Genomic DNA, 26,492 nt, shown 5'->3' with positions numbered 1-26,492 from the left:
GCAGGACATGACCTATTCCTATGTCAGACCACAAAATATAATCAATTAAAACTTATATATAGGTGCTTAAATATTTTTCAAAAATAGATGGCAACAATAAAAAAAACCAATATAACTGGTTGCTCTTTAATTTGTTAACCTACAAAACAATATACTTTTAAAGTATGCCACAAAAGTAAATAAAAAAATCAACAGTGTAAAGAATATTTTAAAATACATTTTTTAATATTCAAAAATCATTTTAAAGAATTTAAAATTTATACCCTTGTTGTTTTTTTCAAAAATCGATATTTTTATAATCGTATATTTGAACTATGCCCGATAATTTCGGTACTTTCGAATTTTAACCCTCAAAGTATGACCGAAAAGCTTAATTGGTATGTTATGTATACCGCCCCTAGAGCAGAAAAAAAAGTTGCGCTCAGGCTCAAAGAAAATGGTACCGAAGTATACCTGCCCCTGATTGAGGAGATCAGGCAATGGAGTGATAGAAAGAAAAAAATCCAAAGACCCTTATTTAATGGCTATATTTTTGTACACACCAGTAAAGAAAGATTGTGGGAATCCTTACAAGTAACAGGGGCGGTAAAGTTCATCAACTTTTCAGGAGAACATTCCTTCATTCATCAGGAGGAAATTGAAACCATTCAGCGAATTATTGAAACTGGCGTTTCGGTGGAAGTCGACACTGATACTATTGAGAAGGGTGAAATGGTAAAAATACTTGGGGGTCCTTTACAAGGTTTTAAGGGAGAATGTATAAAAAAGTCCAATCAGGATTATTTTATCATCCGCATTCCAAGCATAAATCAAAGTGTGCTCGTAAATGTCCCAAGGAAATATTTAGAAATCATCTAACAATATATTACCACATCATTAAAAAAAACACATTATTTTTAATAACTTAGCCCGTCTAACGGGGTTTTTGATTTCATTTTGTTAAAAATTCGTTAACCCGATCATTTTAAAACATACCGCATTTTTATGGAAAAGCATACATACGGCACCGGACTTATTGGCAATTGCAGTTACATCGCCCATATTGAAAAAAACACGAATATAAGCTGGCTGTGCATGCCCAGGTTTGACAGTGATTTTTTGTTTGGTAGTATGCTCGATAAAAAGCGAGGAGGAGAATTCACGGTATTGCCCCCTCATGAAAACTATACCTCAAGACAGGAATACCAAGAGAATTCAAATGTACTGGACACTTATATAGAGACTGCTGAAGGGGAAGCTTACAAAGTCACTGATTTTGCCCCTCGGTTTTTTAACTATGACAGGTACTTCAAACCTTCAATGTTAATCAGGAAAATTCAACCCCTGAAGGGAGAGCCTAAAATAAAAATCAATTGCCAACCCGTATCCGATTATGGTAAAAATAAATTAAAAGCCATCCCGGAAAGCAATCACATACAATTTTCAGGAAGAGATCAAGACATAAGACTTACCTCAAACTGCTCCATAACTTATATTATGGAGGAACAGGCTTTTCACTTACAAAAAACAATCTATTTGGTACTTACCTACGGGAGCCCCTTGGAAGCACCTATAGAGAGCACCGTAGAAAACTTTTTAATCTCCACCCTTAAATATTGGAGAAACTGGGTTAAATCCACCAGTATTCCAAATTTCCACCAGAGATTGGTCGTCCGCTCTTCATTGGTTTTGAAAATCCATCAGTATGAAGACACGGGAGGAATCATAGCCTCCTCAACCTCCAGCCTCCCAGAGTCTCCCGGTTCAACAAGGAACTGGGATTACAGGTATTGCTGGATGAGAGATGCTTATTACACCCTGAATGTATTTAATCATCTTGGACACTTTGAGGAATTGGAAAGGTATTTTGAATACTTACAAAATCTCCCAACGGACAAAAGGGGAAGGTACCAACCATTGTATGCCATCTCAGGTTCAGCCAAACTTATTGAGGTTATTTCTGACCTTGATGGATATAGAGGAGAAAAGCCTGTCCGATTTGGCAACGATGCCTATACCCATATTCAGAATGATTTATATGGTCAAGTCTTGGTGAGCCTACTTCCACTTTATGCCGACAAAAGATTTGTTGAATCCGAAAAAAGCCATTCCAAACCATTTATCCATAACCTCCTTAGCAAAATAGAGGAAACAATGGATGAAAAAGATGCTGGATTATGGGAATTTAGAAATTTGAAGCAGGAGCATTGCTACACTTTTCTATTTCACTGGGCAGGATCTTGTGCCGCCATCAAGATAGCAGAGAGAATGGGTGACACAGAAATGAAAGAAAAAGCATTGGTGCTAAAAAATAAAGCCATTCAAAAAATCGAGGCCTGTTACATTCCTGAAAGAAAAGCATACGCACAAGCTATAGGGACCACCCATATGGACGCCAGTACTTTACAACTGATTACTATGGGTTACTTCGGTGATGATATTGAAAAGGCAAACAACCACCTCAAAGCTTTAGAAGAAGATTTATTGGCAAAAAACTTCTTATTTTACAGGTACAAGCATCAGGATGATTTTGGTGAACCAGAGACAACTTTCTTGATTTGTGCATTCTGGTATATAGAAGCATTGGCTTGTGTCAATAGACTTGACGAGGCAATGGAAGGCTTTGAAACATTAAGCAAATATTGCAACCATTTACAACTCTTTTCAGAGGATGTAGACCAGCATACCGGTAGTCAATGGGGCAATTTTCCTCAAACGTACAGTCACGTAGGCCTACTTAATGCAGCCTACAGAATAGACAAAAAATTGGACAAACCGAATTTTATCCTTTGATAAAATTCGGTTTGTCCAAAGGGTCACTTTTTAATCTTACCACCAAAATTACATCTTGATCTAATTTCAAATAACCATAATCATAGCAATAAATATAAACGTTCCCTTTTTTATTGGTATAGGAATGTGTTCCGTACTTAAATAAAAATCCGCTTCCCAAAAGTTTCTCTCTTGAAACTTTTGCAGTATCGTCCTCTTTATTGAGAATGCCTGCAAGTATATTCCTATTTTTTTTCAAGGCATTGTTAATGTTGCGAATCAGGTTGTTACTACCTGACTTCATTTTATTATTGTAATGATTCCGACAATAATCATCGCAAAAGCGCTTGTCTGATCGCCCACTTAGTGGTGCTCCACAGTCAAGGCAATTCTGGTTTTGGTTAGACATCCTTTTTAAATATGCTTAAACAAGTATAATATAAGTATAAAAAGGATTAAAAAAAACGTTTGTAATCATTTACAAACGTTTACAAACGGATATAAACGAATACCATCGGACTAAATTTAAACGCATTCCTCAAATTTGTACTGTTCCAAAACGGAATATATTTTATCTATAACGCTAAATAATAAAATCATGAACAGTATTAGAAACAACGTACAATTGATTGGTAGATTAGGTGCAAAAGCAGACTACAAAACAGTAAAAGGAGACACCCCAATGGTGAAATTAAATCTTGCGACCAATGAGGTATATAAAAACAGTAAAGGAGAAAAAATTGAAGACACCTATTGGCACAACTTAGTGGCTTTCGGAAAACCTGCTGAAATCATCCATAAATACACCGACAAGGGGTCAGAAATATGCATACAGGGCAAACTCGTCCACCGCTCCTATGAGGACAAAGAAGGCCAAAAAAAATACATTACAGAAGTACAGATCAATGATGTATTATTAATGGGGGACAAACCCCAATCCTGAAAAGTTATTAAACCCCAAATTTGCATTAAACCTTCTAATGTAAATTTGGGGTTTCATTATTTGATTGGATTATTAAAGTTGAATACAAGAATTCTTTTCTTGTATTCAACTTTACCATTGCGCATGAACCTCAGACCTGAGGTACATGTCATAAATTGCTTTTACTCCCTCCATTTCCTTCAGCGTGAATTCTGGTAAAGCAGGAGCCGAAACATTTGACCTGACTTGATCTATCCTTGATGCCCCAGGAATAACGGTGGAAATGGCATCGAACATTAAAATCCACCTTATGGCCAATGACGCTAAATTCCTATTGGCTCCTAATAGCGCCCTTAATTCCTCAACGACTTCAAGACCTTTGTGTAATGGAACACCGGAAAAGGTCTCCCCTTTATCAAAAGCCTCTCCAGCTCTGTTAAAAGTCCTATGATCTTGCGGGTGAAACACCGTATCGGAAGTAATTTTTCCTGACAATAAACCACTTGCCAAAGGCACCCTTGCGATAATCCCACAATTTCTTTGAAGGGCCAGGTCAAATAATTCTTCAGCGGGTTTTAACCTAAACATATTAAAGATTACTTGTATTGTTGCTACATTGGAATATTCCATTGCTTTTATGGCTTCAGCAACCTTTTCTACGCTTACTCCAAAGTGCTTTATTTTTCCTTCCGTTTTCAAGTCCTCAAAAAGACCGAAAATTTCTGGCCTCTCAAAAACCATTGTAGGTGGGCAGTGCAATTGGATCAGGTCAAGACCCTCTAATTCCAGATTTCGTAAGCTTGTCTCTACAAATGTTCTTAAAACTTCTGGAGTATAACCCTCATTGGTGTGGGGTTGAATTTGACGTCCACATTTTGTTGCTACAAAAACATTCTCAGTTCTTTCTTTCACCACCTTCCCTACCGCCTGTTCACTTAGACCGCCATCATATACATCCGCAGTATCTATGAAATTAACCCCTTGGTCAATTGCCTCATTGAGAATTTTATACGCCTGATTATGATCAAATCGACCACCCCATCCCCCACCTACCTGCCAGGTTCCAAGTGAAACTTCAGACACTTCCATTTCTGTTTTACCAAGTTTTCTGTATTTCATAATTCCTCAGTTGCTGTATTTTTTAAACTTATATATTTATCTTTATTAATATTATTGAAGGTCATGAATAATCGCATGTAACTATCTTGAAATCAATGAAATATTTACATCTAGCTTCATGACCTTGTACAACCCTTTACAAACAAAAAAAATATTATGATTGTACACCAAGTATATTTCTGGCTACACCAGCCAGAAAAAGATTTGAATGCGGTAATAGACGGCTGCAAAAAAATAGCGCTAACCCAAAGTGTAAAAAGCCATTTGATAGGCAAACCTGCAGCCACAGAGAAGCGTGAAGTAATAGATGACAGTTACCATATCGCCTTAATGGTTAATTTTGATACCATTGAAGACCATGATCTTTACCAAGTGGATCCTATCCATCTCCAATTCATCGAGGATCACAAAGACAAATGGGCATCTGTTAAAATCTACGATTTCGAAGTCTAAAAGAAGGGAGGATTTCTTTATTTTAGAAGACCTCCCATTTTTTTTAATTTGTCACTTTTTCAATCACCAAATTGTGGTTGGTGTAAATACAAATATCAGCAGCTATTGTTAAGCTTTCCTTAACCATTTCCTCTGCTGTTAAATTTGGCGCAAATTTCTTTAATGCCCTTGCTGATGACTGTGCATACATGCTTCCTGATCCGATTGTAGCTATTCCCATATCCGGTTCTAAAACATCTCCTGTACCTGAAATGATAAGGATATCCTCAGCATCTGCCACAATCATCATGGCTTCCAATTTGCTTAGCATTCTATCGGTACGCCATTCCTTAGCCAACTCCACAGCAGCTCTTTTCATATTATTACTGTATGCGCCTAACTTTTCTTCAAACTTTTCTAACAAGGTAAATGCATCTGCAGTAGATCCAGCAAATCCAGTGACAATTTTGCCTCCCTGTAATTTCCTGATTTTATTGACACTGCTCTTTGCAATTGTGTTCCCCATCGTGGCTTGACCGTCAGCTCCTATAGCCACTTTACCATTGTGCTTTATTGCGACCACCGTGGTCGATTTTATATTTCCCATTTTAGTTTTTAAAGTATTTCTCAATAACCGTACTAAAAACAAAAAGTCCTATTTCTAGGACTTTTTGACATATTTTATTACTCAGAAATGTCAGATTAACAATCTAACTGGCTCTTCAAGTAAACTTTTTAACGTTTTGAGGAAAGAAGATCCAACAACACCATCCACAACTCTGTGATCACACGAAAGGGTAACTTTCATCACATTGCCTATTTTGATTTCACCGTCTTTCACTATTGGAGTTTGTTTGATTCCTCCAATTGCTAAAATACATGCATCAGGTGGATTAATAATGGCAGTAAACTCCTCTATTCCAAACATACCGAGATTAGAAACGGTAAAGGTATTACCTTCCCAATCCTTAGGTTGCAGTTCTTTGTTCTTGGCTTTTCCAGCCAAGGATTTGGCCTCTGTTGAAATCTGAGAAAGCGATTTGCTGTCTGTAAAGCGAATTACTGGAACCAATAATCCATCATCTATTGCAACAGCCATACCAATATGAACATGATCATTGTACCTGATCTTGTCTCCCATCCATGCAGAATTCACAGCAGGATGTTGTTTGAGTGACGCTGCCGCTGCTTTTATAACCATATCATTGAATGAAATTTTGACCGGAGCCACTTCATTCATGCTTTTCCTAGCCTCAATTGCACTGTCCATGTTGATTTCCATGGTCAAGTAGAAATGCGGTGCAGTAAATTTACTTTCAGCAAGCCTCTTAGCAATAACCTTTCTCATTTGAGAGACTTTCACATCTGTGTAAGACTCTTGGCCAATGGCCACTCCACTACCTGCATCACTACCTGAAGCAGTTGCAGGGATCGCTTTTGAAGGATCAAAATTCTCTATATCCTTTTTAATGATTCTTCCACTATCACCTGATCCTTGAACCAGTGAAATATCTATACCCTTTTCGCTCGCCATCTTTTTAGCAAGTGGCGAAGCTTTTATTCTGCCATTCTCGGTAGAATGAGCATTTGTATTAGCCGAAGCACCTTCTTTCTTTACTTCTTCTACTTTTGGTGCAGCTTTGTCTTCTTTAGATGCATCAGATGCTTCTGCTACTTCACTAGGAGCTGATTTTTGTTGATGGGCTTTCAGTAATGTTTCATAATCAGCATCTTTTTCGCCAATTATGGCGATTACGCCATTCACCTCAACGGCATCTCCTTCAGCAACACCTATATAAAGTAACGTACCATCGTCATAGGACTCTAATTCCATGGTGGCTTTATCGGTTTCAACCTCGGCCAATACATCTCCAGATTTAACCACATCCCCAACTTTCTTCAACCAGCTGGAGATAGTACCTTCCTGCATGGTATCACTCATTTTAGGCATAGTGATTACGGTAGCAGCAATTCCTGAAACGTCTATATCAACTTCAGCATCTTTAGGTTTCTCTTCGGACTTAGCCTTGGTTTCCCCTTTGGATTCATCCTCATTTTTTTCATTTGGAGCACTTTCCGCACCTCCACTTGAGTCTATATCCTTTATAAGCGCATCTATATTTTCGCCTTCTTCACCCAATATAGCAATGACTCCATTGACAGGTACGGCATCTTTCTCCTTAACGCCTATAAAGAGCAAGGTACCTTCATCGTAAGATTCTAGTTCCATGGTCGCCTTATCAGTCTCCACTTCCGCTAGAATATCTCCTGGTTTCACTTTATCACCTACCTTTTTCAACCATTGTGCGATTACCCCTTCTTCCATGGTATCGCTCATTTTGGGCATTCGTATTATTTCGGCCATAAGTTAAATTATTCGAATTCATATTTTCAGCAATCCAAAAATAGTTCTTAAAATATGTTTATTCAAATTTAATAATAGTATTTTCACGTAAGATAGATTTTTGAATCGAGTAAAACCTTATAATGCCAGTAGTTAAAACATCAAATTACGTCCGTAACCAGCTCCTTTTCAATGGTCATCTACAAACCATTTACCCAGCCATCTTTAGAAAAAAAGTTGATTTACCGTTTGAAAGAGAAAGAATTAAAACTCCAGACGGCGACTTTTTGGATCTTGACTGGCTTAAACAGAACAGCAAAAGTTTAGTCATCATAAGTCATGGACTGGAAGGCAATAGCAAAAGGCCCTATATGACAGGGATGGCAAAAGTTTTTTTTGATTCAGGATATGATGTCCTTAATTGGAACTTTAGGGGCTGTAGTGAATCCATGAACACAAAGCCTATTTTTTATCATTCAGGAGCCACGTATGATTTAGACCTTGTCATTTCTCACGCATCTGAATTGTATGCTTCTATTCACCTTGTGGGATTTAGCCTGGGAGCCAATATTATGCTGAAATACATGGGTGAGCCATTTTGGAAAAGTAAAAAAAATATTAAAAAAGCAATAGCAATTTCCGTACCTATGGACTTAGGTGGATCATCTGACAAGATAGATGGAATAAGCAATAAATTGTACGCCCTTAACTTCCTACTTTCCTTAAAGCAAAAAATAAAACAAAAAGCGTTGGTTTTTCCTGATAAATTTTCCACTGATAAACTTTCTCATATTAAGACAATCAGGGCTTTCGACAATGAGTTTACAGCTCCACTACACGGTTTTGTAGATGCAGACGACTATTATAGTCAATGCTCATCCCTTCAATTTTTATCAGATATTAGCCACCCTACCTTGGTTTTGAACGCTCAAAATGACCCATTTTTGAGCAATTCTTGTTTCCCTATAATTAAGGAAGAGAATTCAAAATACCTATTTATGGAATACCCGAAACATGGCGGGCACGTAGGTTTTAGCCCGAGGTCAGGGAAAGATAGGTTCTGGTCCGAAACCAGAGCATTAGAGTTTATCCAAAGTAAAAATATAAATTAAGATTTTGAAATAATTATTATGTGTGGAAGATATTCGCTCGCAAAATCAAAAATCGAACTTGAAGACAGATTTCAGGCAGAAATGCTGGAAGAATTCAAGCCAAGGTACAATATAGCCCCTTCACAACTAGTGCCGGTAATTACTTCAGATAGCCCGAAAGGTTTTTCTCATTTCTATTGGGGAATAACACCGGCTTTTGCAAAAAACAAACCGGTTGCTGGCAAACTCATTAATGCTCGATCAGAAAGTATAACAGAAAAAATATCCTTCAAAAATGCTTTCAAAAGGCATCGATGCCTAGTGCCTGCAGACGGCTTCTATGAATGGAAAAAGGTGGGTAAAAAAACCAAGGTCCCCTACAGATTTGTCTTTCTCAATGAGTCATTGTTTTCATTTGCTGGGATTTGGGAAGAATTTGAAACTGAAAAAGGAGAAATAGCGCACACCTTTACCATACTAACGACGCGTCCTAATCTTTTGACTTCTGAAATACACGATAGAATGCCAGTGATACTTGCCAAAGAAAATGAGGAAAAATGGCTAAATCTAAACAGCAGTGAAGAGGAACTTTTGAGCATGCTCTTACCGTATCCCGACGATCAAATGACCAAATACACCGTCTCCCCAATGGTTAACCAAGTGAGTAATGACAGTCCTTTTGTCATCAGAAAAACTTTACCTATGGATCAATTTGGCAACTATACTCTTTTTGGATAATGTATTCTATTGAAATTATTGACTTGAAGTTTCAGCAAGCTGAAAAAACAATTGCAAGCTTTCTTATCAGAGGAAAAGGGAAACCAGTTTTGATAGAAACAGGTCCTCACAGTACCTGGGATAAATTAAAAGATAGCCTGGATAAATTTGGCATCAAGCCTGGTGATCTAGGTGCAGTGCTTCTTACCCATATACATTTTGACCATGCTGGTGCAGCCTGGGAATTTGCTAAAGAAGGCGTGAAAATCTATCTCCACCCCATGGGACAACCTCATTTGGCGAACCCAGAAAGGCTCTGGAAATCAGCAGCTAAAATATACGGGGATGACCAAATGGACAAACTATGGGGACCAATGGAAACGATTGAGGAAGGCTTGCTGGTTCCTGTTGGTGATGCGGAGGCAGTAAAAATTGGGGACTTGACTTTTACAGCCATACATAGTCCAGGCCATGCGATTCATCACATTGCCTGGCAATTGGGAGAAACTATATTTACTGGTGACGTGGGTGGCGTTAAAATAGACAATGGGCCTGTTGTTCCTCCTTGCCCACCTCCAGACATCAACATAGAGGCCTGGAAATCCTCCATTAAAAAAATTTTAGACTATCATCCAAAGGAATTGTACCTAACTCATTTTGGTAAAATCACCAATCCAAAGGAACATTTAGCTCAACTTATTGATATACTTGATGATTGGGCAAATTGGATGAAGGTGCAATTTGATAATGGCAGGAATGCTACAGAAATTACCCCTGATTTCATGCATTATACCAAACAACTGATGAACCATCAAGGTGCACATAAAGAGCTCCAATCGCTATATGAATACGCTAACCCTAGCTGGATGTCAGTAAGCGGTTTGATGAGGTATTGGAAATTAAAATCTGAGAGTAGGATTTAGTTTCAAATAGATACCCTCCAATAACTCCCATTAAAAAAAGAGAAAGCCTTATATTTTTTCTCAAAATAAAGCTACTGGTTAGGCAAGGAGTAACCAATACGCTCATTCGAAAATATCAGGTCTATTTTCAAAAACTTAATCAATGAGAAAGGCAGAATGATTTTTACAGCTGCATGCATTTTACTAAAAGCGCAGAAATAACCGATTTCCCCAACTGCCCATGGTCTGCTATCTCAAATTTAATGCATCCCGATATTTCAAAAGTTAAATTACATCCATCCAGTAATGTTTTAGCGAATTTAACATATTCAATGCCCTGTACTATTCGCTGTCCCATAAAATCACCCAGATCCGAAGACCTTAACAATCAATATAAATTCGCTAACCGGCATCGTGATTTTGTCAAAATTGATAAAGAAAAATGGAAACTTTAACGTCAAAAATTGAGTCCCATATTTTTTCTCAATTAAAGGGTTAAGACCTTATGGCTATTGATTTATGAGCGAATTAAACTAATTCTATAAGACAAATTCACGATTCTTTATTCCCTATTGTATAAGGAAGGATAAAATCACTTGATTTTCAAACCTTTGAAGACTGAAGCCTAGTACCGCAATGATGATGAAAAAAAGCAGAGATAAGGTATTTTATAGTATTTTTATCACGCAATATATTTTCAATTACATATTTTAGAATAATTATATTAAAAATAAACACAAAAACGATATCAGAATTTTGATAATTTATATATGTGAAATCATTGAGACCCTAGTAAGTTATGTTTTTTTATAGATAAGGAAATTTTCAAGCATAAATATTTTATGAAATTCAAAAATTTTGATTCAAAATTGATTTTAATGTATTTTACTTGTTTTCGTGTTTTTAATTTTATAATTTTAAAGAGCCTAATTTTACTGTACAAACCCTGTCAAATTCTTCTTGTATGAGGATAATTTTATGATGTTATACATAAGATTATCCATAATAAAAATATTTAGATCTATTCCACAGCATGGTTCTACTAACGCTTTAACAGATTTTGTATTAATGGAACGAATACCTTTCTCACCTCCCAGAATCAAACCTATATTAACCAATAATAGACCTCTTTGGTCGGTAATGATTCCTGTTTTTAATTGTTCTGAATACATGGTGGAAGCTTTGCGAAGTGTGTTGATGCAGGATATGGGTGAAGAAAAAATGCAAATTGAGGTAATTGATGATTGTAGTACGGATGCGGATGTAGAAGCAATTGTCAAAGAAATAGGGGGCGGTAGGGTTAAATATTACAGACAACAAAAAAATGTGGGAAGCTTGAGGAATTTTGAAACCTGCCTCAACAAATCAAAAGGGCAATTGATACACCTTCTTCATGGCGATGACCGGGTTAAAGAAGGATTTTATAATAAATTCTCAAAATTGTTTCAAACCTATCCACAAGCCGGAGCTTCTTTTTCTCGCTATCATTTTATTGATGAAACCAGTAATATAAAAAAGGAGGGCAAATTCAACAATAATCATGAAGGAATATTAAAAGATGGATTATACATAATGGCCGCTGAACAACCTACCCAATATGTAGCAACTGTTGTAAAACGTGAAGTTTACGAAAGATTAGGTGGTTTCTATGGGGTTGTTTTTGGGGAGGATTGGGAAATGTGGGTCAGGATCGCAAAAAATTATCCAATAGCCTATACGCCTGATCTGTTGGCAGAATACAGAATACACAAAGGATCTATTTCCTGTCCTGAAATGGAAACGGGACAAAATGCAAGGGATCTTGCATCCACCATTATCAATATTGAAAAGCACCTTCCTGAAAACATGAAACACATTATGGAGGAGCAAAAAATAGCCTCTAGGAAAAAATTCATTAAAAGTGCTAACATTATATGGCAGCAAATGAACGATAGAAAAAAAGCGGAGAAATTGATTAAAATTGCCTTAAGCATAAAAACCAATGATCCTCATTTTTATTATTTGTTGATGAAATTTTATGTCAAGGTTATTTTCAACATAAAAACTACCCGCCTGAATTTCTTTGGATATCCACTAGGGAAATTGCCCCCCCCTCCCAATAAAACAGCTTAATTATCGAACTAATTTTAGAATATTCTAACCAAAAAAGCAATACACCAATAGAAGCATAAGCAGCAATGAAAAAATGGACATTAATTATAAAACCTAAAACTTCATGGTTTGATCTCCATCTAAATGACATATGGACTTACAGGGATTTATTATTGATGTTTGTAAAAAGGGATTTCATTGCAGTCTATAAGCAGACGATTCTTGGTCCACTATGGTTTGTCATTCAACCCTTACTTACCACCTTAATGTTCATACTGGTCTTTGATAAGGTAGCTAATATCCCGACAGACAGTGCGCCCCCAGCTTTGTTTTATTTATCTGGCCTGGTAATCTGGAACTATTTCTCTACTTGCTTAAATAAAACTTCCGTAACCTTTACCGCCAATGCTGGAATATTCGGAAAGGTTTATTTCCCAAGATTGATTTTACCTTTATCCAATGTCGTTTCTGCTTTAATTGGATTTGGAATTCAATTAATGCTTCTTCTATTACTCATTGGTTATTTTAATTTGTTTTTAGATAGTAATATTCAAATGAATGCCTATCTAATTTTCATTCCATTTTTGTTGTTATTGGTGGCTGCCTTGGGATTGGGTTTTGGAATTATCATATCTTCTTTGACCACTAAATACAGGGACATGGTTCATCTCGTCACTTTTGGGACTCAACTATTAATGTATGCTACTCCAGTCATCTATCCCCTTTCTTTTTTTGAAGGAAAATACAGGCTATTTATACTGGCCAATCCATTAACGCCAATTATTGAAGTATTTCGTTATTCACTGTTGGGTGTCGGTGAGTTAAACCTCTGGTATTTCCTTTATAGCGCTGTATTTACCGTTCTATCTCTTTTTGTAGGGGTTTTAGTGTTTAACAGGGTTGAAAAAAGTTTTATGGATGTCGTTTAAGTCAATTGTATGTCGGAAACAGTAATAAGTGTTGAAGGTTTAGGCAAAAAATACAGACTGGGAGTAATCGGAACAGGAAGATTAAGCCAGGATTTAACCCAATGGTGGGCAAAAATGAGGGGAAAAGAAGATCCTTTTAAAACCGTAGAACAGGATGATTTCAAGCCTACGAAGTATGGGGATTTTTGGGCATTGCAGGATTTGAATTTTACCGTAAAAGAGGGAGAAGTTCTCGGGATAATCGGTAAAAATGGGGCTGGGAAATCCACGCTGCTTAAGATTCTTTCCAGGGTAACCAACCCCACTTCAGGAATGGTAAAGGTAAGGGGTAGAATAGCCAGTTTATTGGAGGTAGGAACAGGTTTTCATCCGGAACTAACTGGTAGGGAAAATATATTCCTCAATGGGGCAATATTGGGAATGACTAAAGCAGAAATCAGAAAAAAAATCGATGAGATTATTAGCTTTTCTGGAGTTGAAAAACACATTGACACCCCTGTCAAACGCTATAGCAGTGGAATGTATGTTCGTTTAGCATTTGCCGTTGCAGCCCATTTGGAACCTGAAATTCTGATTGTGGATGAAGTATTGGCGGTTGGGGATGCAGAGTTTCAGAAAAAGTGTTTGGGAAAGTTAGGCCAGGTAAGCAGGGAAGGAAGAACCATCCTCTTCGTCAGCCATAATATGGGAGCGGTACAAGCGCTATGCAATAGGGCCATTTTATTGCAAGCAGGAAAATTATTCACAGATGGCCCCACGAATGAAACCATCTCGGCTTACAGTAAAATGGCCTTTAATAAATCTAAGGCAGAGTTACTATGTGGGTATAAGGATGGACAGACTGAAAAATATGGTGTCAAAATAACAGCGGTGAGGGTTTTGGATCAATTTTACGAGGTTTGTAATATTTTGAATGATAACGATGACTTTTATATTGAAATAGAATTTCAGACCAATCAAAGAGGAAATCAACTAACCAGTAATATTCAGCTGTATACCGAAAGTGGCATTTTGATTTTGTCCACAGGAAACTGGCCATCAACCACAATCAATAGCGATTTTTATTCAGATATTCAGCTTGAAGTAGGAACGTACCGATCTAGGGTCAAGTTTCCGCGATTTTTTTTAAACGAAGGAGGTTATTTCATCAATGCATTGATCAATCGGGAAGCATCCACCAGTATTGCCTTTATTGAGGACGCAGTTACTTTCACTATTGTGGATTCAGGAAATATGAGAAAAGAATATACCGATTATATAGGAGGTGTGGTTCGGCCCAAATTCGAATGGAACACAGAAGCAATAGGCCCAATTAAAATCAATAGGTATTAAACTGATATAAAAGATGTTAACTGGAGAAACCCAAGAATTGGAGAGGGATAGTGAGGAACTTGTAAATGGCTCCAAAAAGGTATCTGTGATTACCTGTTTTTTAAATGAAGAGAAATATCTGGCCGAAGCTATAGAAAGTGTTTTAAGACAAAAATATACTCATTGGGAATTGATTTTAATTGACGATGGGTCATCTGATAAAAGCACAGAAATAGCGAAATCATTTGCTTCGAAAAATTCAAACATTAAATATTTTGACCATAATAAACATGCTAATAAAGGCTTAAGTGCGAGCAGAAATTTAGGGATTGGCCTTGCCGAGGGGGAAATTATCGCTTTTTTGGATGGTGATGATGTTTGGTTACCTGATTTTTTGGCCACTGGTATTTATACCATGTCAAATCATTCATCTCCTATGTATTGCGAATCCACCTTTTACTGGAACAGTTGGAATGATTTAGAGGCTGAAGATTATGTGATTTCTATAGGGACCGATTATGATCAATTACATGAGCATCCAAATTTGATTTTTAAATTGTACCCTTTGGGAGCAAGACCTGCTCCTTGTCTGTGTGGGGTATTGGTAGATAAAAAAACATTACAAAAACATGGTTGTTTCGATGAAGAATTTAAAGGAATGTATGAGGACCAGGTGTTTTTGTGCAAGTTTTACCTAAATGAAACCATATATATATCTTCAAACTGCAACAACTTATACCGCCAAAGAGAAGGCTCTTTGGTACATACTTCCCATGCTCAAGGATCCTATAATAAGGACAGGAGATCTTTTTTGGAATGGATGGATAGGTACCTAAAGTTAAATGCAATTGAAAATAAAGAATTAAGGGTTTTAATGAGACGCGCTCAATTCCCATTAAAGTATCCCACTTTTCACAGTATAAAAAGTCATTACCGCAATCTTAAAAGAAGGACATCCAAATTTTTTAATAAAACTGGTTAAGAAAACTCTAGTAAAAGCCGTACAAAAGTACGATAGCCTAGAATTGCTTTTAACTAATTTCAACATGGATATAAATGACCACTTCTCGGATTTGAACTCTGCACTTGTTTCCATCATTATTCCGTGCTTTAATCATGGGAAATACCTTGCAGAGGCAATTGAAAGCGGGTTAAACCAAACCTATTCAGCTATAGAAATAATAATTGTAGATGATGGATCTACCGACATTACACATGAGGTAGCGAAACGTTTTCCTGAAGTAACGTACATTTATCAGAAGAATCAAGGCTTGTCTTCTGCCAGAAATACTGGAATTAGGCACTGTAAAGGAGCGTATTTGGTATTTTTGGATGCAGATGATTTATTATTTGAAGATGCCATTGCCTATAATATTGGACAAATGATCAAAGAGCCTGATTTAGCCTTTATTTCAGGAGCTCATCAGGTGAGTACCATTGACAACATCAAGATAAAAGTGGTAAAGGAATTTGTAAATTCGAATCATTTTTTAACACTTTTAAAAAGGAACTACATTGGGATGCATGCTACTGTAATGTTCAGAAAAAATATTTTTGATGATTTATTGTTTGATACCTCACTAAAAGCCTGCGAGGACTATGATATTTATCTGAAAATAGCCCGAAGGCACCCAATAGCTCATCACACGAAGATTTTAACAGTCTATAGAATGCATGGTGAGAACATGTCCAATGATATTCCTAAGATGTTGTCAACGGTTTTGAAAGTTTTGGACAGACAAAAAAACAACTTGTCTTCTAAGGAGGAGGTATTGGCCTTGAAAGAAGGGAAGGAGAATTTTAAAAAATATTATACCAAGCTACTTTACCATCAACTAAAAAATTCGCCTAAGCCTTCAATGGTTATTTTGGGTTTTTCGAATCCTCATTTCTACAAATTAGTATATAAAAAATTCAATAAGAAATTTATGTTTAAGATTAAAAACTCAAAGTACTTAAAAAAAATAATTCCTCCTTCAGTAAGGCGATTATTATTTAATTTGGGGCTTCTAAAGGGATTTCTCCCTCCTATAAAACATGTCAATTCAGGTGATTTTAAACGCTTAACCCCCTTTAGCAAAAACTTTGGCTATGAGAGAGGTGGGCCAATCGATCGCTATTATATTGCGATTTTTTTAGATGAAGCCTCAGATAGTATCCATGGGAGAACTCTAGAAATTGGAGACAATGAATACACCCTTCGCTATGGTAAAGGAAAGGTTACAGTCAGTGAAATCCTTCATGTGAATGACAATAACCCAATGGCTACTATTATTGGAGACCTAAGCAATGCCCCTCACATCTTGGACAATAGTTTTGATTGTATCATATTAACACAAACCCTCCATTTGGTGTACGATTATCAGGCTGTGATCGAAACCTGTTATAGAATATTAAAACCTGGAGGAACCTTATTGTTGACTGTTCCGGGAATCACTCCAATAGATTATGGCGAATGGGGTAACACTTGGTATTGGTCTTTTACAGGCCTGGCCATGGGGAAATTGATGGCTGAGCATTTCCCACAAGAACTTTCTGAAATTAAAACATATGGGAATGTGTATGTGGCTTCTGCTTTTCTTTATGGCATGGGCCTTCCTGAGATCAAAAAGGAAATGTTAGATTTTAATGATCCAAAAATGCAGGTGATCGTATCTGTGAAGGCCCAAAAAAGAGAATAACTATGAATATTAAAAGATGGATAAGAAAGCAATGGAAAAACATTAATCCAACCCCTCCCATCTTGGTTCTAATGTACCATAGAGTGATCGATTCAACATTAGACCCTTGGGAATTAGCTGTAAGTCCTCAAAATTTTGAGCAACATTTAAAAATTCTAAAATCCAGCCAATTGGTTGTACCCTTGTCTCAAATTAAGGAAACGGTACAAAAAAAGAAGCATTTAAAGCCTTCAATTTTAATTACTTTTGATGATGGCTATAGGGATAATTTCCTATATGCCAAGCCAATTTTGGAAGCCTTTGATTTACAAGCAACATTTTTTATTTCCACCAAACATATTGGCACCAAGAAAGCATTCTGGTGGGATGAACTTGGTCAAATAGTATTGGAAAGCCCTATCCTTCCCAAAATATTGGTCTTGCAAATTACTGGTTCGGTTTTTTCTTTTGACTTGAAAAATGAAATCGCCCTGACTGACAAAATTAGGCAATTACATACGATTTGGAATGCTTCCATGACCCCTCCCAGCCTGAGGGCTCAGCTATATTTGGAACTTTGGCAAATCTTGGGTGATAAAAATTACATGGAACAACAGGCTTTATTGTCAACACTGCGAGATTGGGCTGGAATTAACACAGGCCATTGGAACGAAAAAGACATTTCCATGTCCAGATCCCAACTTCAATCACTATCAGCCAGTCCTTTATTTACCATCGGCGGTCATACAGTAAGTCATCCTCAATTGTCCTCATTGCCTAAGGAGGAACAAAGAATTGAAATTTATGAAAACAAACAATACCTGGAATCAATTGTAAAGTATCCAATTGATACATTTGCCTACCCTTCTGGGAAATTCAATAATATCACAAAGGATGAACTGAAATCACAAGGCTTTAATTTAGCATTTACCACTAACCAAAAACCTATTGAACCAGGCATGAATCCATTTCAAATAGGAAGGTTTCAGATTAAAAATTGGACAGGTCAGGAATTCAAACATAAATTGGCCGAATGGATGGGTTGATTCCATCTGATTAGGAACAATGAATTAATTTTTATAATCCTTGAAATAAAAAAATAAACCAGCTACGGCACCGTTGATTTCGATCCAAACAGATTTAAAACCTCTCCCAAAACTTTTCCAATTTTTAATGACCTTATTTAAATAATACCGAGGCAATTTATAGTAAATGTATTTTGTATAACCGGCTTTTCTATTTTGTTTTTGTTGGACAAAGGCAGCTACTACATGTCCTTTCATGTACTGAAATATTTGCGATCTTAATTCATGCATATTATGGCGGTGCTTGTGATGCACAACAGCCTGGGGACAGTATGCCATTTCATAATGTTGGTTTAAAATTCTAAACCACATTTCGGAATCTTCGCTACAACCAGAAGCACCGGCTCCCAATTTAACATCAAAAAGACCTATCAATTCAAAAACTTCTTTTCTAAAGGCCATATTTGCACCCGCTCCAATTTGCCAAACTGGAGGACCTATTGAAAGGTTTTTTTTCCAATAGACAGCATCATATTCTATATTTTTATACCCTCTGTTAAAGGTCCATAATTTTTCAAAAAGCACTTGAGCAGGTGTTTTAAGCTCTATAGGCAGGACGAGGCCAGTGACGGCGAATAAATTTTTATTGGATCCAAACGACTCCCAAATTCTATATGCCCAATGGCTATGCACTTCAACATCATCATCGGTAAATGAAATTATTGATTGAGTACTTTCCAATACTCCTCGGTTCCGCGCATAAGACAAACCGGGACTATTTTCTTTAAAATATTTTACTTTTTCATAGTTTTTGACTAGCTCTGCGGTACTTTCATCCTTTGGCGCGTTATCAATGACAATGATTTCTGCTGGAAGGCTAGCCATTTTCATAATAGAATCCAGACATCGCTTTAGATCATTTGATCTGTTTCGGGTACAGATTACTACAGAAATCGGAACCTCATCTGGAAATACCACATTGGTCCATGAAGCAAAAACCTTTTCAAAATAAACCTTCCATTCATCGATTCTTCCTTCTAGGATAAATGATCTCCAGTCATCGGTATTTAGTGAAATTTGATTCTTTAAATAAAATTCAAGGGTGGTTTTGATGGATTCAATTATCCCTTTGTTAAAATCAATTTCGGAAACTTGGGATTTTGGTTCGAATACCCCGTGACCTAATGGTATATCCTTCCACCAAATCATGAGATAGATACCCTGATTTTCCGTATTAGACAGAATGTTAGTATTAGTAAAAAAGTTATCAAGGGACAGATGTTTGACCTCGTATAGAAATTGTTCATTCATCTTGATATTTTTTAACACCTGAATTTCCATCCAGAATTTTTTCATTCATTTGCCCCAAGGATTCATACTTTATTCTGATTTTCAGGTACATTCTTTTGAGTGTATAACCTGAACAGTTCTTTGTTCAATTCACTTAAAGGAACGGTGAGGTGTTTCTCACATTGTTTGAAATTGTGTTCAACTATCTGTAAGTCATAAATAAATGATTTCGGATCTTGATCCGCAGTATAAAATTTATAAGGTTCATAACAGGCTGATTTAGATTCTACTATAGGAATGGCCCCACAAAGCATCGCCTCAAAAAACCGATAGGTCCATGGACAGCCCACATCACCCGAAGGGCATATGATAAACTCTGCCTGGGCATGCATTCGAAAATATTCATCATCCCAGGCTTTTCCGGGAAACTCCCTTCCCCTTCGGGAATTGGCAACTATAAGTCGGTCAAAATTTCTAAAAACCTTGCTTAATACCTTGAAAACCTGATAATCGATTAAAACCTTCCCTGAAAGGCCCATATACCCCTTAACCTTAGAAGTTAAAAAAGATTGCATCCATATTTTCCTAGCTTTGGTAATTTTACCTACAAATGCATATCTGTATTTTCTTTTTTCCGGCCACAGTTTTTTGCAATAGGCAAGCATACCATGTGGAAAAATCAACGGTCTTGAAAGTTCTCCAATTCTGGTTGTAGGCGTAACCGTCCGGTGGGCAATTTGAATATCTGAAATTTCAGTAACGGTATCCCCTGGTTGAATCAGTTCATATTTGCAGGGGAAATATTCTTTAAGGCGCTGAAGCCGAATATCCTGTTCTGGCCGAATACATAGGGTATAGTCAGACTCCATTACTGCCTGGGCCATTCTAATTTCCTGCAGGTATTCATAAGTCAAGTCGAAAGAAATTTTTTTCATAACAATAATTGAATTAAGGCGCCATCTTAGTGGATGCTGGTTTGACTTTTTTTTAAAAATAGAAATGCAGTTATTCTTCTGACATGTAATGGGTCAACATTAAGTGGGGCTCAGTACTGCTTTAAATATAAACTGCTACAATCATCCTAATAACAAATAATATTTAAATATTGAATTAAACCTTATTGAGAAAATTTCCAAATGAAGTTTATTGGTTCTTAAATTATTTAAAAAAAACCCTGCCAAGGAATTTTCGTGCTTAAACCAACCCCTTAACTTTTCTTTCAGAAAAGAGGAGGCGGATCAATTGTCGAAATTCTGAAGTTGTACCATTTTTTTAAAATTTGGAGACTGATTCGTGAGGGATGCAAAATCGCCATGATTTAGGATCTGTCCATCTTTGAGCAGGTAAATTATGTCTGCATTTTTGATGGTTGAGAGCCTGTGAGCGATGACGATGATGGTATATTTCCCTCTGAGCTGGTCAAAATATTCCTGTATTTCCTTTTCTGTCTCTGAATCCAAGGCCGAAGTAGCCTCATCCAGGACGAGCAGGTCTACCTCCTTATAAAGTTCCCTTGCTATAGCGATCCGTTGCTTCTGCCCACCTGAAATGAGCACCCCTGCATTGCCAAGCGGAGCGTCCTCCTTTTCTGGAAGGTCTTCCAGAAACTGTAATAGGGAGGCCTTTTTAAGTGCTTTTCTAAATTTTTCGAGGTTTTCCGGGTTCTTTTCGGCCCAGGAAGTCACGTTATTGAACAGGGTATCGTTAAAGATAACAGGCTCCTGTGTGATGTATCCGATTTTGGATTGGTAACGGCCGATATTAATTTCACTTAGATCGATCCCATTAATCTGAAAGGTTCCCTTCTCTATTGGCAATAGTCCGGTAATGATATTGATCAGTGTCGTCTTTCCGCTTCCACTTGGACCAACCAGGGCCACAGTTTTGTTTTTTGGAATTTCCAAGTTGATATGCCTGAGTAGTGGGCTATCTCCGTAGGAAAATCCTACTTCCCGGAGCTGTACCCGCTCGATGTTTTCTATAACCAGTCCGGTATTGTATTCTGCCCTATTGCTGTTCATGTCATTAAGGAATCCCTGGAAATTCTCCAAAGAACCGGACACGTTCAAAAAGGTGTTCCAGTAATTTTGGTAGACAATAATGGCATTCAGCGCCCTGTAAAAGAAGAGTAGACTGAGGATAATGGGGCCTATATTGGTGCTGAAATAGAAAATCTGGATGAAAATAATGGCCACCACCACAAATATAGACATGGGCTCTTTGGTGGCGATCAGCAAGGAGTTGAAGAAGCCAATACGCCTGTTTCCATTGGCTAGGGTGATGATCGTCTGTTTGAGTTTCTCCCCATACTTTGCTGCCTGTCCGGTGGCACGGAGGTATTTAAAATTGTTGATCTGTTGCATGACTAAGCCATGGAAGATGTGGCCGTCCGCGGTGATTTTCCGGGAAGTCTGCTTGGTTTTTTTGTAGAGTTTGGTATAAAAGAAGTTTGAAACACCTCCTCCGATTCCAACCAGAAGTGCAAACTGAGGATTGGAGAGAAAAGCCAGGGTAATGTAAACAGATATCGTCATAAGCGCTTGCACACCGGCCATATAGTTTCTGTAGGCCCAGGTGACCCGGTCGACTTCCCCGCTCAGTGTATTCTGGATCTTACCAGAATCTACTTTCACGAAATACTTGTAATTGACACTTGATATGCTTTCCACTCCTGCAAACCTGATTTTCTTGATAAAGGTGGTCATCAGGATGACACCAAAATAGGATTCTGCAAAACGAAACAAACCTTTCATGCCGAAGAAAAAGAGGATCATCAGCAAAACAGTGGTCAGGTTAAGTGGCAGCCCCACGGAATTGAAGGCATCAAGCAGGTATTTAAGATTGCCGATGCTCTGTTCATCAGGTTGAAATGCGGTGGTCCCATCCACCATCTGCAGAAGGGGGATAAACATGGCCAGCCCAAGACCATCCATCAGCCCCACAGTGAAGCTAAGTATCAGGGCGATGAAAATCCTGTTTCCCAGATAGGAATGGAAAAAACGGAAATCAGAAAACGACTTGTTAAAGTAACTCTTTACCTTCGTGGCGATCATCATTTGTACTGTTTTAAACGTAAATCAAAGAATAAACAAAGTTGATTTTGGGCATGAAGCATTTAAAGTCAAATAAATCAAGGTCATGGGTTAGAATTATAGCGCAATCAGTTAAGACATATAAAATTTTAATTTGTAAGAGCATTATTGCATCCTATTCATTCTTAAAGTGATGCTTGCCATCCCTGGAATAATATAGTCTCCTTCAATCCTATAATTTCGGAATAATCATTTTTTATTATATTTTAGATTAGGCATACAAGCCCTTGTACAAATAACACCTACCTCTAGGTCCGTAAATCACTTGGTTTTGCCATCTCATATTTATTTCTCTAAAAAGTGAATTTATGGGTTTTGGAACTGAATAAGGTCAGGAAGATAATTTTCACATCCAACCAAAAAGACCAATTTTCCAAGTACCAAAGGTCGTGTTTTGTTCTTTCATTTTTCTGCTCGGAAGTTTCTAACGGACCCCTCCATCCATTTACCTGAGCCCAGCCAGTGATGCCAGGTTTATAATAATGCCTCACCATGTATTTATCTTCACTTTCCTGCATCATCTGGTTCAGACGAATTCTATGTGGTCTAGGCCCTACAACACTCATGTCTCCGATGAGAACATTGATAAATTGAGGCAATTCATCAAGGCTATATTTCCTTAGGATTTTTCCTATTCGCGTTATTCTTGGATCATTTACTGTAGTCGATTTGGTGCCGTTCTTAGGATCATCACAGGTATTCATAGTTCTGAATTTATGCAAACGGAAGGGTTTACTATTTTTACCGATTCTTTCAGGCAAATAAAACACAGGACCTGGAGAATCCAGTTTAACTAAAATACCTATAATCAGAAAAAGCGGGCTCAGCACAATCAAGATCCCCATGGAAAAAACTATGTCGAAGAAATTTTTCAAAAAACTATAGTAGAGATTATCCAAAGGCAATTGTCTGGTATTTACAACTTCAAGATTACCGATTTGAAATGTCTTGTAATTTTCACCGAACACATCTTTGTAATCAGGTATGAAACGCACCCTTGCTCCATGATAATCAGCAATTTTCACAATAGATTTGATGGAATTTACCTCCTGGAAAGGAAGAGCTATAATGATTTCTCTTACGTAATTATCACTTAAATAAGAATTTAGGTTGTCAATATTTGTTACAGCCTTATCCGATTGGTTTCCTTCAGTCATAACCGGGTTACAGTCAATAAATCCTTGTAAGGAATACTTGGTAATTGTATTGGACGCCAGAAAGGATTCTGCTTTTTTAGCCTGATTTCCAAAACCGGCTACCAAAACAGAATTTACCCTACCTTTCCTATCCTGATTCATTCTAAAGCCACGGATTAGTAAAAGGTTGGTGAAAATGCCCAAAGTAGGGATACCTAGTAAAATAGATAAATAAAGATTTCTCACATCCACTGGGAAGGAGAATATAAGGAAAATAAGGCCAACAAACCCAGTAAGAAACAGATAGGTTTTCAGATAATTCCCAATTCTAACGTTTAAAAACTGGCCATTGTCCCAGTTTGCATAGAGTTTATTGTAATTTCCGAATACCATCCACAATAAAACCAGGGTTGGTAAAATAAATAATTGCATTTCCTGAAAAAAAGCATCATTAATCTCTACGTAATATAGAGATATGAAAAAGGCCAATGATAAATTAACTAAGTCACCAAAAACTAAAATGGGGACATTTGTTTTTTGAAAGTGTGTCATTGCTTAAAAGGGTATAACTATTATAAAATAACACTGTAATAAATGAAGAAAAAGGAAGTCTCGCCATCGCTTGACATTCCTAAACAATAATCAATCTGTATTAAATTTTGGTAGAATTTTTGAAAGATTAGAGATGTTTTTTTGGTAGATTTTTGGTAGATTTTTTCATTTCTTTTTTCCTAGTTAGGGTTTTAGGGTTATAGGGTTTTTATTAAACCATAAACAACAAACTTACAGGACGCTAATTAAACCCAATGTAAATAAATGGAATTCAATAAAAAAATAAAATGCAGTAAAAATATATTAAAAAACATAAAAGTGCTTGTAAAAGTGTTTTTTTTTGAAAAATTCCTAGGTTTTTATTTTTAATTTGGTTTTGTTAATTCCGGAGAAAGTCTCAACCTTTTCGAAAGCACTGGCATTAAAACTGTCTTAGAGAAATACTTTGACCCTACTGTAATTAAAGAAAAATAACCAAAAAAATGAATAGTATTGGTACTACCAAAATCTGGTTTCCAAATAGGATAATTTTAATATTCCTAATAGTTTAGGATTTATTAAAAGGAATTTAGTGATTTAAGGATAGACCTTCCTTCATGGCTGTAAATAAAGTTTCCATAGCACCTGAACAAAGAGTACTATAAATAACAATGCTATTTGGCGCCTTATTCATGCATCAATCAATAGTATTTTCTTAGCATAATTATATCTTTAAGCGACAACATTTTTATCTTTATTAGTCAACAATAGCATTGCATGACTATAAATGCCATCCATAGTCATGTAATTCTTTAAGCGCCGGTAAAAACATCTTTCTCCAAAGAAAAAAATCACAAGCAGAAAAAATTTAGTTGCTGATAAATCAAGCGTTTGTATAGATAGGTTTTACGCCAGTAGATATTGGGGACATCTTTCGCTGTCCGACTCGCAGCACTTGTCACAATCCTAATCATACCGCACCACCGTCCTTTGGTCAACGCCGATCAAATCATCCTTATCTATATAGACCTTCCATTTCATAGGTCATTTCCACTATTCCATCTTGCTAGGGCCCAATATAACCTGTACAGCCAGAAAGCTTTACACATTACTTCTCCCTTAAATCTCTCTCCAGTGCCAACAATCATGTTTTTTCTAGTGGAGAAGCAGAGGACAAAATAGGGGCTCCTCAAATACAGATTTTACATGGGTAAAAAGACATCTCTGAACAATGGTTTTAAAGCGATCACTCTTCTTTCAGAGTCTAACTGCTTTCCCAATAACAAGTAAAATGTAAACTTAGGTTACCTTTATCGACCATATTTCATCCTATCTCTTCGGGAATGACAGGAAATGGATACAGCTATTCCATTGCCATGCTCGAAATTAAAAAAATATCGTGTTATGTAGGAATAGAAAAACCAATCTTAGTATTTAGAAGCGCTCCCCAAAATTAATATCCGCGTGTAACTTAAACTAAGAAAGTACCCCACTGAAAATTTAGCAAATTCTAAAATAACTGTTAACACCCAAATGCTTTTACCTTTTTAATGGCTGCGAACGCATATTAAGAGTGAAAACGATAAAGGAAATCAACCTTTACTCCTTAATGGAATATTATTAAAAAAATAGTTATAATAGAAAAATTACCTACTGGATTAGATTTCAAAACGAGCTAAATATAAAGGAGAAAATAAATGCTTTAGATTTTTATTCGCAAATGAGTTAAATACACTGCCATTGTCTGTACCCAAAGTATCTAACACTATTATAAAGAACGTCCAATGCAGAGAACATAATAATCTCCCGCTTTAGTATACAATTTCATCTGCCTTACCGAATTAAATCATCATTAGTTAATAAAATAGAAAAATCGATAATTTTAACTTCAAACAAATCTTTGTTTTAATAGCCAATTGAAATTTTCAATAGACTGAAATCATCAAAGAAAAATAGGACTATTACTATTTAAAAACCTTCAATTATACATAAAACCAATATTATATATAGCGAAATATTTAAATTTTATCGAATAAGTAAATAAATGCGAGAATTGAATAATTTATCTAATAAACCTAATACTCCAACCCAATGGGACCTAATTATTTTTTAATAGTTAATCGAACGAAGGGTATTCAATTTGCTTTTT

21 protein-coding genes are annotated in these 26,492 nt (G+C 36.6%); 13 read left to right on the top strand and 8 right to left on the bottom strand.

Features of this window, described 5'->3' with window-relative positions; translation table 11 throughout:
- The first annotated feature begins 357 nt into the window (after positions 1-357).
- Positions 358-858: a UpxY family transcription antiterminator gene (locus AC0L7T_RS06915; RefSeq protein ID WP_473341781.1), complete on the top strand. Its 501-nt coding sequence runs from the start codon at positions 358-360 to the stop codon at positions 856-858.
- A 126-nt stretch (positions 859-984) separates the two neighbouring features.
- Positions 985-2,772, top strand: coding sequence for a glycoside hydrolase family 15 protein (locus tag AC0L7T_RS06910; protein WP_473341780.1), 1,788 nt, complete (start codon positions 985-987; stop codon positions 2,770-2,772).
- On the opposite strand, the gene AC0L7T_RS06905 is transcribed toward AC0L7T_RS06910, so the two are convergent.
- Positions 2,762-3,160, bottom strand: coding sequence for a hypothetical protein (locus AC0L7T_RS06905; protein ID WP_473341779.1), 399 nt, complete (start codon positions 3,158-3,160; stop codon positions 2,762-2,764). The genes AC0L7T_RS06910 and AC0L7T_RS06905 overlap by 11 nt on opposite strands.
- A gap of 189 nt (positions 3,161-3,349) precedes the next feature.
- Between AC0L7T_RS06905 and AC0L7T_RS06900 the strand changes: the two genes are divergently transcribed.
- Positions 3,350-3,694 (top strand): single-stranded DNA-binding protein, encoded by a 345-nt coding sequence (locus AC0L7T_RS06900; RefSeq protein WP_473341777.1) that lies wholly within the window; start codon positions 3,350-3,352, stop codon positions 3,692-3,694.
- Positions 3,695-3,805: 111 nt separating this feature from the next.
- On the opposite strand, the gene AC0L7T_RS06895 is transcribed toward AC0L7T_RS06900, so the two are convergent.
- A complete protein-coding gene (locus AC0L7T_RS06895) occupies positions 3,806-4,792 on the bottom strand; it encodes an aldo/keto reductase (RefSeq protein WP_473341776.1) in 987 nt (328 codons plus the stop codon).
- Positions 4,793-4,948: 156 nt separating this feature from the next.
- Between AC0L7T_RS06895 and AC0L7T_RS06890 the strand changes: the two genes are divergently transcribed.
- Positions 4,949-5,245, top strand: a complete 297-nt coding sequence (locus tag AC0L7T_RS06890; RefSeq protein ID WP_473341774.1) for a Dabb family protein — start codon at positions 4,949-4,951, stop codon at positions 5,243-5,245.
- Positions 5,246-5,288: 43 nt separating this feature from the next.
- Here AC0L7T_RS06890 and hslV read toward each other — a convergent pair whose 3' ends face one another.
- Both hslV and AC0L7T_RS06880 read right to left on the bottom strand, forming a co-directional pair.
- Complete coding sequence (hslV, locus tag AC0L7T_RS06885; protein ID WP_473341772.1) at positions 5,289-5,831, bottom strand: ATP-dependent protease subunit HslV; 543 nt, start codon at positions 5,829-5,831, stop codon at positions 5,289-5,291.
- A 90-nt stretch (positions 5,832-5,921) separates the two neighbouring features.
- Positions 5,922-7,589 carry a pyruvate dehydrogenase complex dihydrolipoamide acetyltransferase gene (locus tag AC0L7T_RS06880; RefSeq protein ID WP_473341770.1) on the bottom strand — a complete coding sequence of 556 codons (1,668 nt, stop codon included), beginning with the start codon at positions 7,587-7,589 and terminating at the stop codon, positions 5,922-5,924.
- 122 nt (positions 7,590-7,711) lie between these two features.
- On the opposite strand from AC0L7T_RS06880, the gene AC0L7T_RS06875 reads away from it, so the two are divergent.
- The 9 genes from AC0L7T_RS06875 to AC0L7T_RS06835 all read left to right on the top strand — a co-directional run bounded on the left by AC0L7T_RS06875 (position 7,712) and on the right by AC0L7T_RS06835 (position 18,315).
- Complete coding sequence (locus AC0L7T_RS06875) at positions 7,712-8,680, top strand: YheT family hydrolase (RefSeq protein WP_473341769.1); 969 nt, start codon at positions 7,712-7,714, stop codon at positions 8,678-8,680.
- An 18-nt stretch (positions 8,681-8,698) separates the two neighbouring features.
- Entirely contained in the window at positions 8,699-9,397 is a 699-nt protein-coding gene (locus tag AC0L7T_RS06870; RefSeq protein ID WP_473341768.1) for an SOS response-associated peptidase, read from the top strand.
- Positions 9,397-10,299 carry an MBL fold metallo-hydrolase gene (locus AC0L7T_RS06865; protein ID WP_473341767.1) on the top strand — a complete coding sequence of 301 codons (903 nt, stop codon included), beginning with the start codon at positions 9,397-9,399 and terminating at the stop codon, positions 10,297-10,299. The genes AC0L7T_RS06870 and AC0L7T_RS06865 overlap by 1 nt, the downstream gene beginning before the upstream one ends.
- Positions 10,300-11,346: 1,047 nt before the next feature.
- Positions 11,347-12,390, top strand: coding sequence for a glycosyltransferase family 2 protein (locus AC0L7T_RS06860; RefSeq protein ID WP_473341766.1), 1,044 nt, complete (start codon positions 11,347-11,349; stop codon positions 12,388-12,390).
- A gap of 65 nt (positions 12,391-12,455) precedes the next feature.
- Positions 12,456-13,298 (top strand): ABC transporter permease, encoded by an 843-nt coding sequence (locus AC0L7T_RS06855; protein ID WP_473341765.1) that lies wholly within the window; start codon positions 12,456-12,458, stop codon positions 13,296-13,298.
- A gap of 9 nt (positions 13,299-13,307) precedes the next feature.
- Positions 13,308-14,630: an ABC transporter ATP-binding protein gene (locus AC0L7T_RS06850; protein ID WP_473341763.1), complete on the top strand. Its 1,323-nt coding sequence runs from the start codon at positions 13,308-13,310 to the stop codon at positions 14,628-14,630.
- Positions 14,631-14,643: 13 nt separating this feature from the next.
- Entirely contained in the window at positions 14,644-15,591 is a 948-nt protein-coding gene (locus AC0L7T_RS06845; RefSeq protein WP_473341762.1) for a glycosyltransferase family 2 protein, read from the top strand.
- A 64-nt stretch (positions 15,592-15,655) separates the two neighbouring features.
- A complete protein-coding gene (locus AC0L7T_RS06840; protein ID WP_473341761.1) occupies positions 15,656-17,290 on the top strand; it encodes a glycosyltransferase in 1,635 nt (544 codons plus the stop codon).
- A 2-nt stretch (positions 17,291-17,292) separates the two neighbouring features.
- Positions 17,293-18,315 carry a polysaccharide deacetylase family protein gene (locus AC0L7T_RS06835; RefSeq protein WP_473341760.1) on the top strand — a complete coding sequence of 341 codons (1,023 nt, stop codon included), beginning with the start codon at positions 17,293-17,295 and terminating at the stop codon, positions 18,313-18,315.
- A gap of 24 nt (positions 18,316-18,339) precedes the next feature.
- Here the strand turns inward: AC0L7T_RS06835 and AC0L7T_RS06830 are convergent, their stop codons facing one another.
- The 4 genes from AC0L7T_RS06830 to AC0L7T_RS06815 form a co-directional block, all read right to left on the bottom strand.
- Positions 18,340-19,650, bottom strand: coding sequence for a glycosyltransferase family 2 protein (locus tag AC0L7T_RS06830; RefSeq protein WP_473341758.1), 1,311 nt, complete (start codon positions 19,648-19,650; stop codon positions 18,340-18,342).
- Positions 19,651-19,667: 17 nt separating this feature from the next.
- Positions 19,668-20,519, bottom strand: coding sequence for a hypothetical protein (locus tag AC0L7T_RS06825; RefSeq protein ID WP_473341757.1), 852 nt, complete (start codon positions 20,517-20,519; stop codon positions 19,668-19,670).
- Positions 20,520-20,822: 303 nt separating this feature from the next.
- Entirely contained in the window at positions 20,823-22,640 is a 1,818-nt protein-coding gene (locus AC0L7T_RS06820; RefSeq protein ID WP_473341756.1) for an ABC transporter ATP-binding protein, read from the bottom strand.
- A 329-nt stretch (positions 22,641-22,969) separates the two neighbouring features.
- A complete protein-coding gene (locus AC0L7T_RS06815) occupies positions 22,970-24,364 on the bottom strand; it encodes an undecaprenyl-phosphate glucose phosphotransferase (protein ID WP_473341755.1) in 1,395 nt (464 codons plus the stop codon).
- Positions 24,365-26,492 lie beyond the last annotated feature (2,128 nt).

Source organism: Cyclobacterium sp. 10D3-21, from assembly GCF_055809755.1.
The sequence above is the reverse complement of the archived record's forward strand: the minus strand, read 5'-3'. Positions and strand labels throughout refer to the sequence as shown.

What these genes read in the sequence shown, in the direction of transcription:
- AC0L7T_RS06865 (WP_473341767.1), top strand. Translation starts at nt 9,397, where the DNA reads ATGTATTCTATTGAAATTATTGACTTGAAGTTTCAGCAAGCTGAAAAA.
- AC0L7T_RS06835 (WP_473341760.1), top strand. Translation starts at nt 17,293, where the DNA reads ATGAATATTAAAAGATGGATAAGAAAGCAATGGAAAAACATTAATCCA.
- AC0L7T_RS06840 (WP_473341761.1), top strand. Translation starts at nt 15,656, where the DNA reads ATGGATATAAATGACCACTTCTCGGATTTGAACTCTGCACTTGTTTCC.
- AC0L7T_RS06875 (WP_473341769.1), top strand. Translation starts at nt 7,712, where the DNA reads ATGCCAGTAGTTAAAACATCAAATTACGTCCGTAACCAGCTCCTTTTC.
- AC0L7T_RS06900 (WP_473341777.1), top strand. Translation starts at nt 3,350, where the DNA reads ATGAACAGTATTAGAAACAACGTACAATTGATTGGTAGATTAGGTGCA.
- AC0L7T_RS06830 (WP_473341758.1), bottom strand. Translation starts at nt 19,650, where the DNA reads ATGAAAAAATTCTGGATGGAAATTCAGGTGTTAAAAAATATCAAGATG.
- AC0L7T_RS06855 (WP_473341765.1), top strand. Translation starts at nt 12,456, where the DNA reads ATGAAAAAATGGACATTAATTATAAAACCTAAAACTTCATGGTTTGAT.
- AC0L7T_RS06890 (WP_473341774.1), top strand. Translation starts at nt 4,949, where the DNA reads ATGATTGTACACCAAGTATATTTCTGGCTACACCAGCCAGAAAAAGAT.
- AC0L7T_RS06825 (WP_473341757.1), bottom strand. Translation starts at nt 20,519, where the DNA reads ATGAAAAAAATTTCTTTCGACTTGACTTATGAATACCTGCAGGAAATT.
- AC0L7T_RS06870 (WP_473341768.1), top strand. Translation starts at nt 8,699, where the DNA reads ATGTGTGGAAGATATTCGCTCGCAAAATCAAAAATCGAACTTGAAGAC.
- AC0L7T_RS06905 (WP_473341779.1), bottom strand. Translation starts at nt 3,160, where the DNA reads ATGTCTAACCAAAACCAGAATTGCCTTGACTGTGGAGCACCACTAAGT.
- AC0L7T_RS06860 (WP_473341766.1), top strand. Translation starts at nt 11,347, where the DNA reads ATGGAACGAATACCTTTCTCACCTCCCAGAATCAAACCTATATTAACC.
- AC0L7T_RS06820 (WP_473341756.1), bottom strand. Translation starts at nt 22,640, where the DNA reads ATGATGATCGCCACGAAGGTAAAGAGTTACTTTAACAAGTCGTTTTCT.
- AC0L7T_RS06845 (WP_473341762.1), top strand. Translation starts at nt 14,644, where the DNA reads ATGTTAACTGGAGAAACCCAAGAATTGGAGAGGGATAGTGAGGAACTT.
- AC0L7T_RS06850 (WP_473341763.1), top strand. Translation starts at nt 13,308, where the DNA reads ATGTCGGAAACAGTAATAAGTGTTGAAGGTTTAGGCAAAAAATACAGA.
- hslV (WP_473341772.1), bottom strand. Translation starts at nt 5,831, where the DNA reads ATGGGAAATATAAAATCGACCACGGTGGTCGCAATAAAGCACAATGGT.
- AC0L7T_RS06910 (WP_473341780.1), top strand. Translation starts at nt 985, where the DNA reads ATGGAAAAGCATACATACGGCACCGGACTTATTGGCAATTGCAGTTAC.
- AC0L7T_RS06880 (WP_473341770.1), bottom strand. Translation starts at nt 7,589, where the DNA reads ATGGCCGAAATAATACGAATGCCCAAAATGAGCGATACCATGGAAGAA.
- AC0L7T_RS06815 (WP_473341755.1), bottom strand. Translation starts at nt 24,364, where the DNA reads ATGACACACTTTCAAAAAACAAATGTCCCCATTTTAGTTTTTGGTGAC.
- AC0L7T_RS06895 (WP_473341776.1), bottom strand. Translation starts at nt 4,792, where the DNA reads ATGAAATACAGAAAACTTGGTAAAACAGAAATGGAAGTGTCTGAAGTT.
- AC0L7T_RS06915 (WP_473341781.1), top strand. Translation starts at nt 358, where the DNA reads ATGACCGAAAAGCTTAATTGGTATGTTATGTATACCGCCCCTAGAGCA.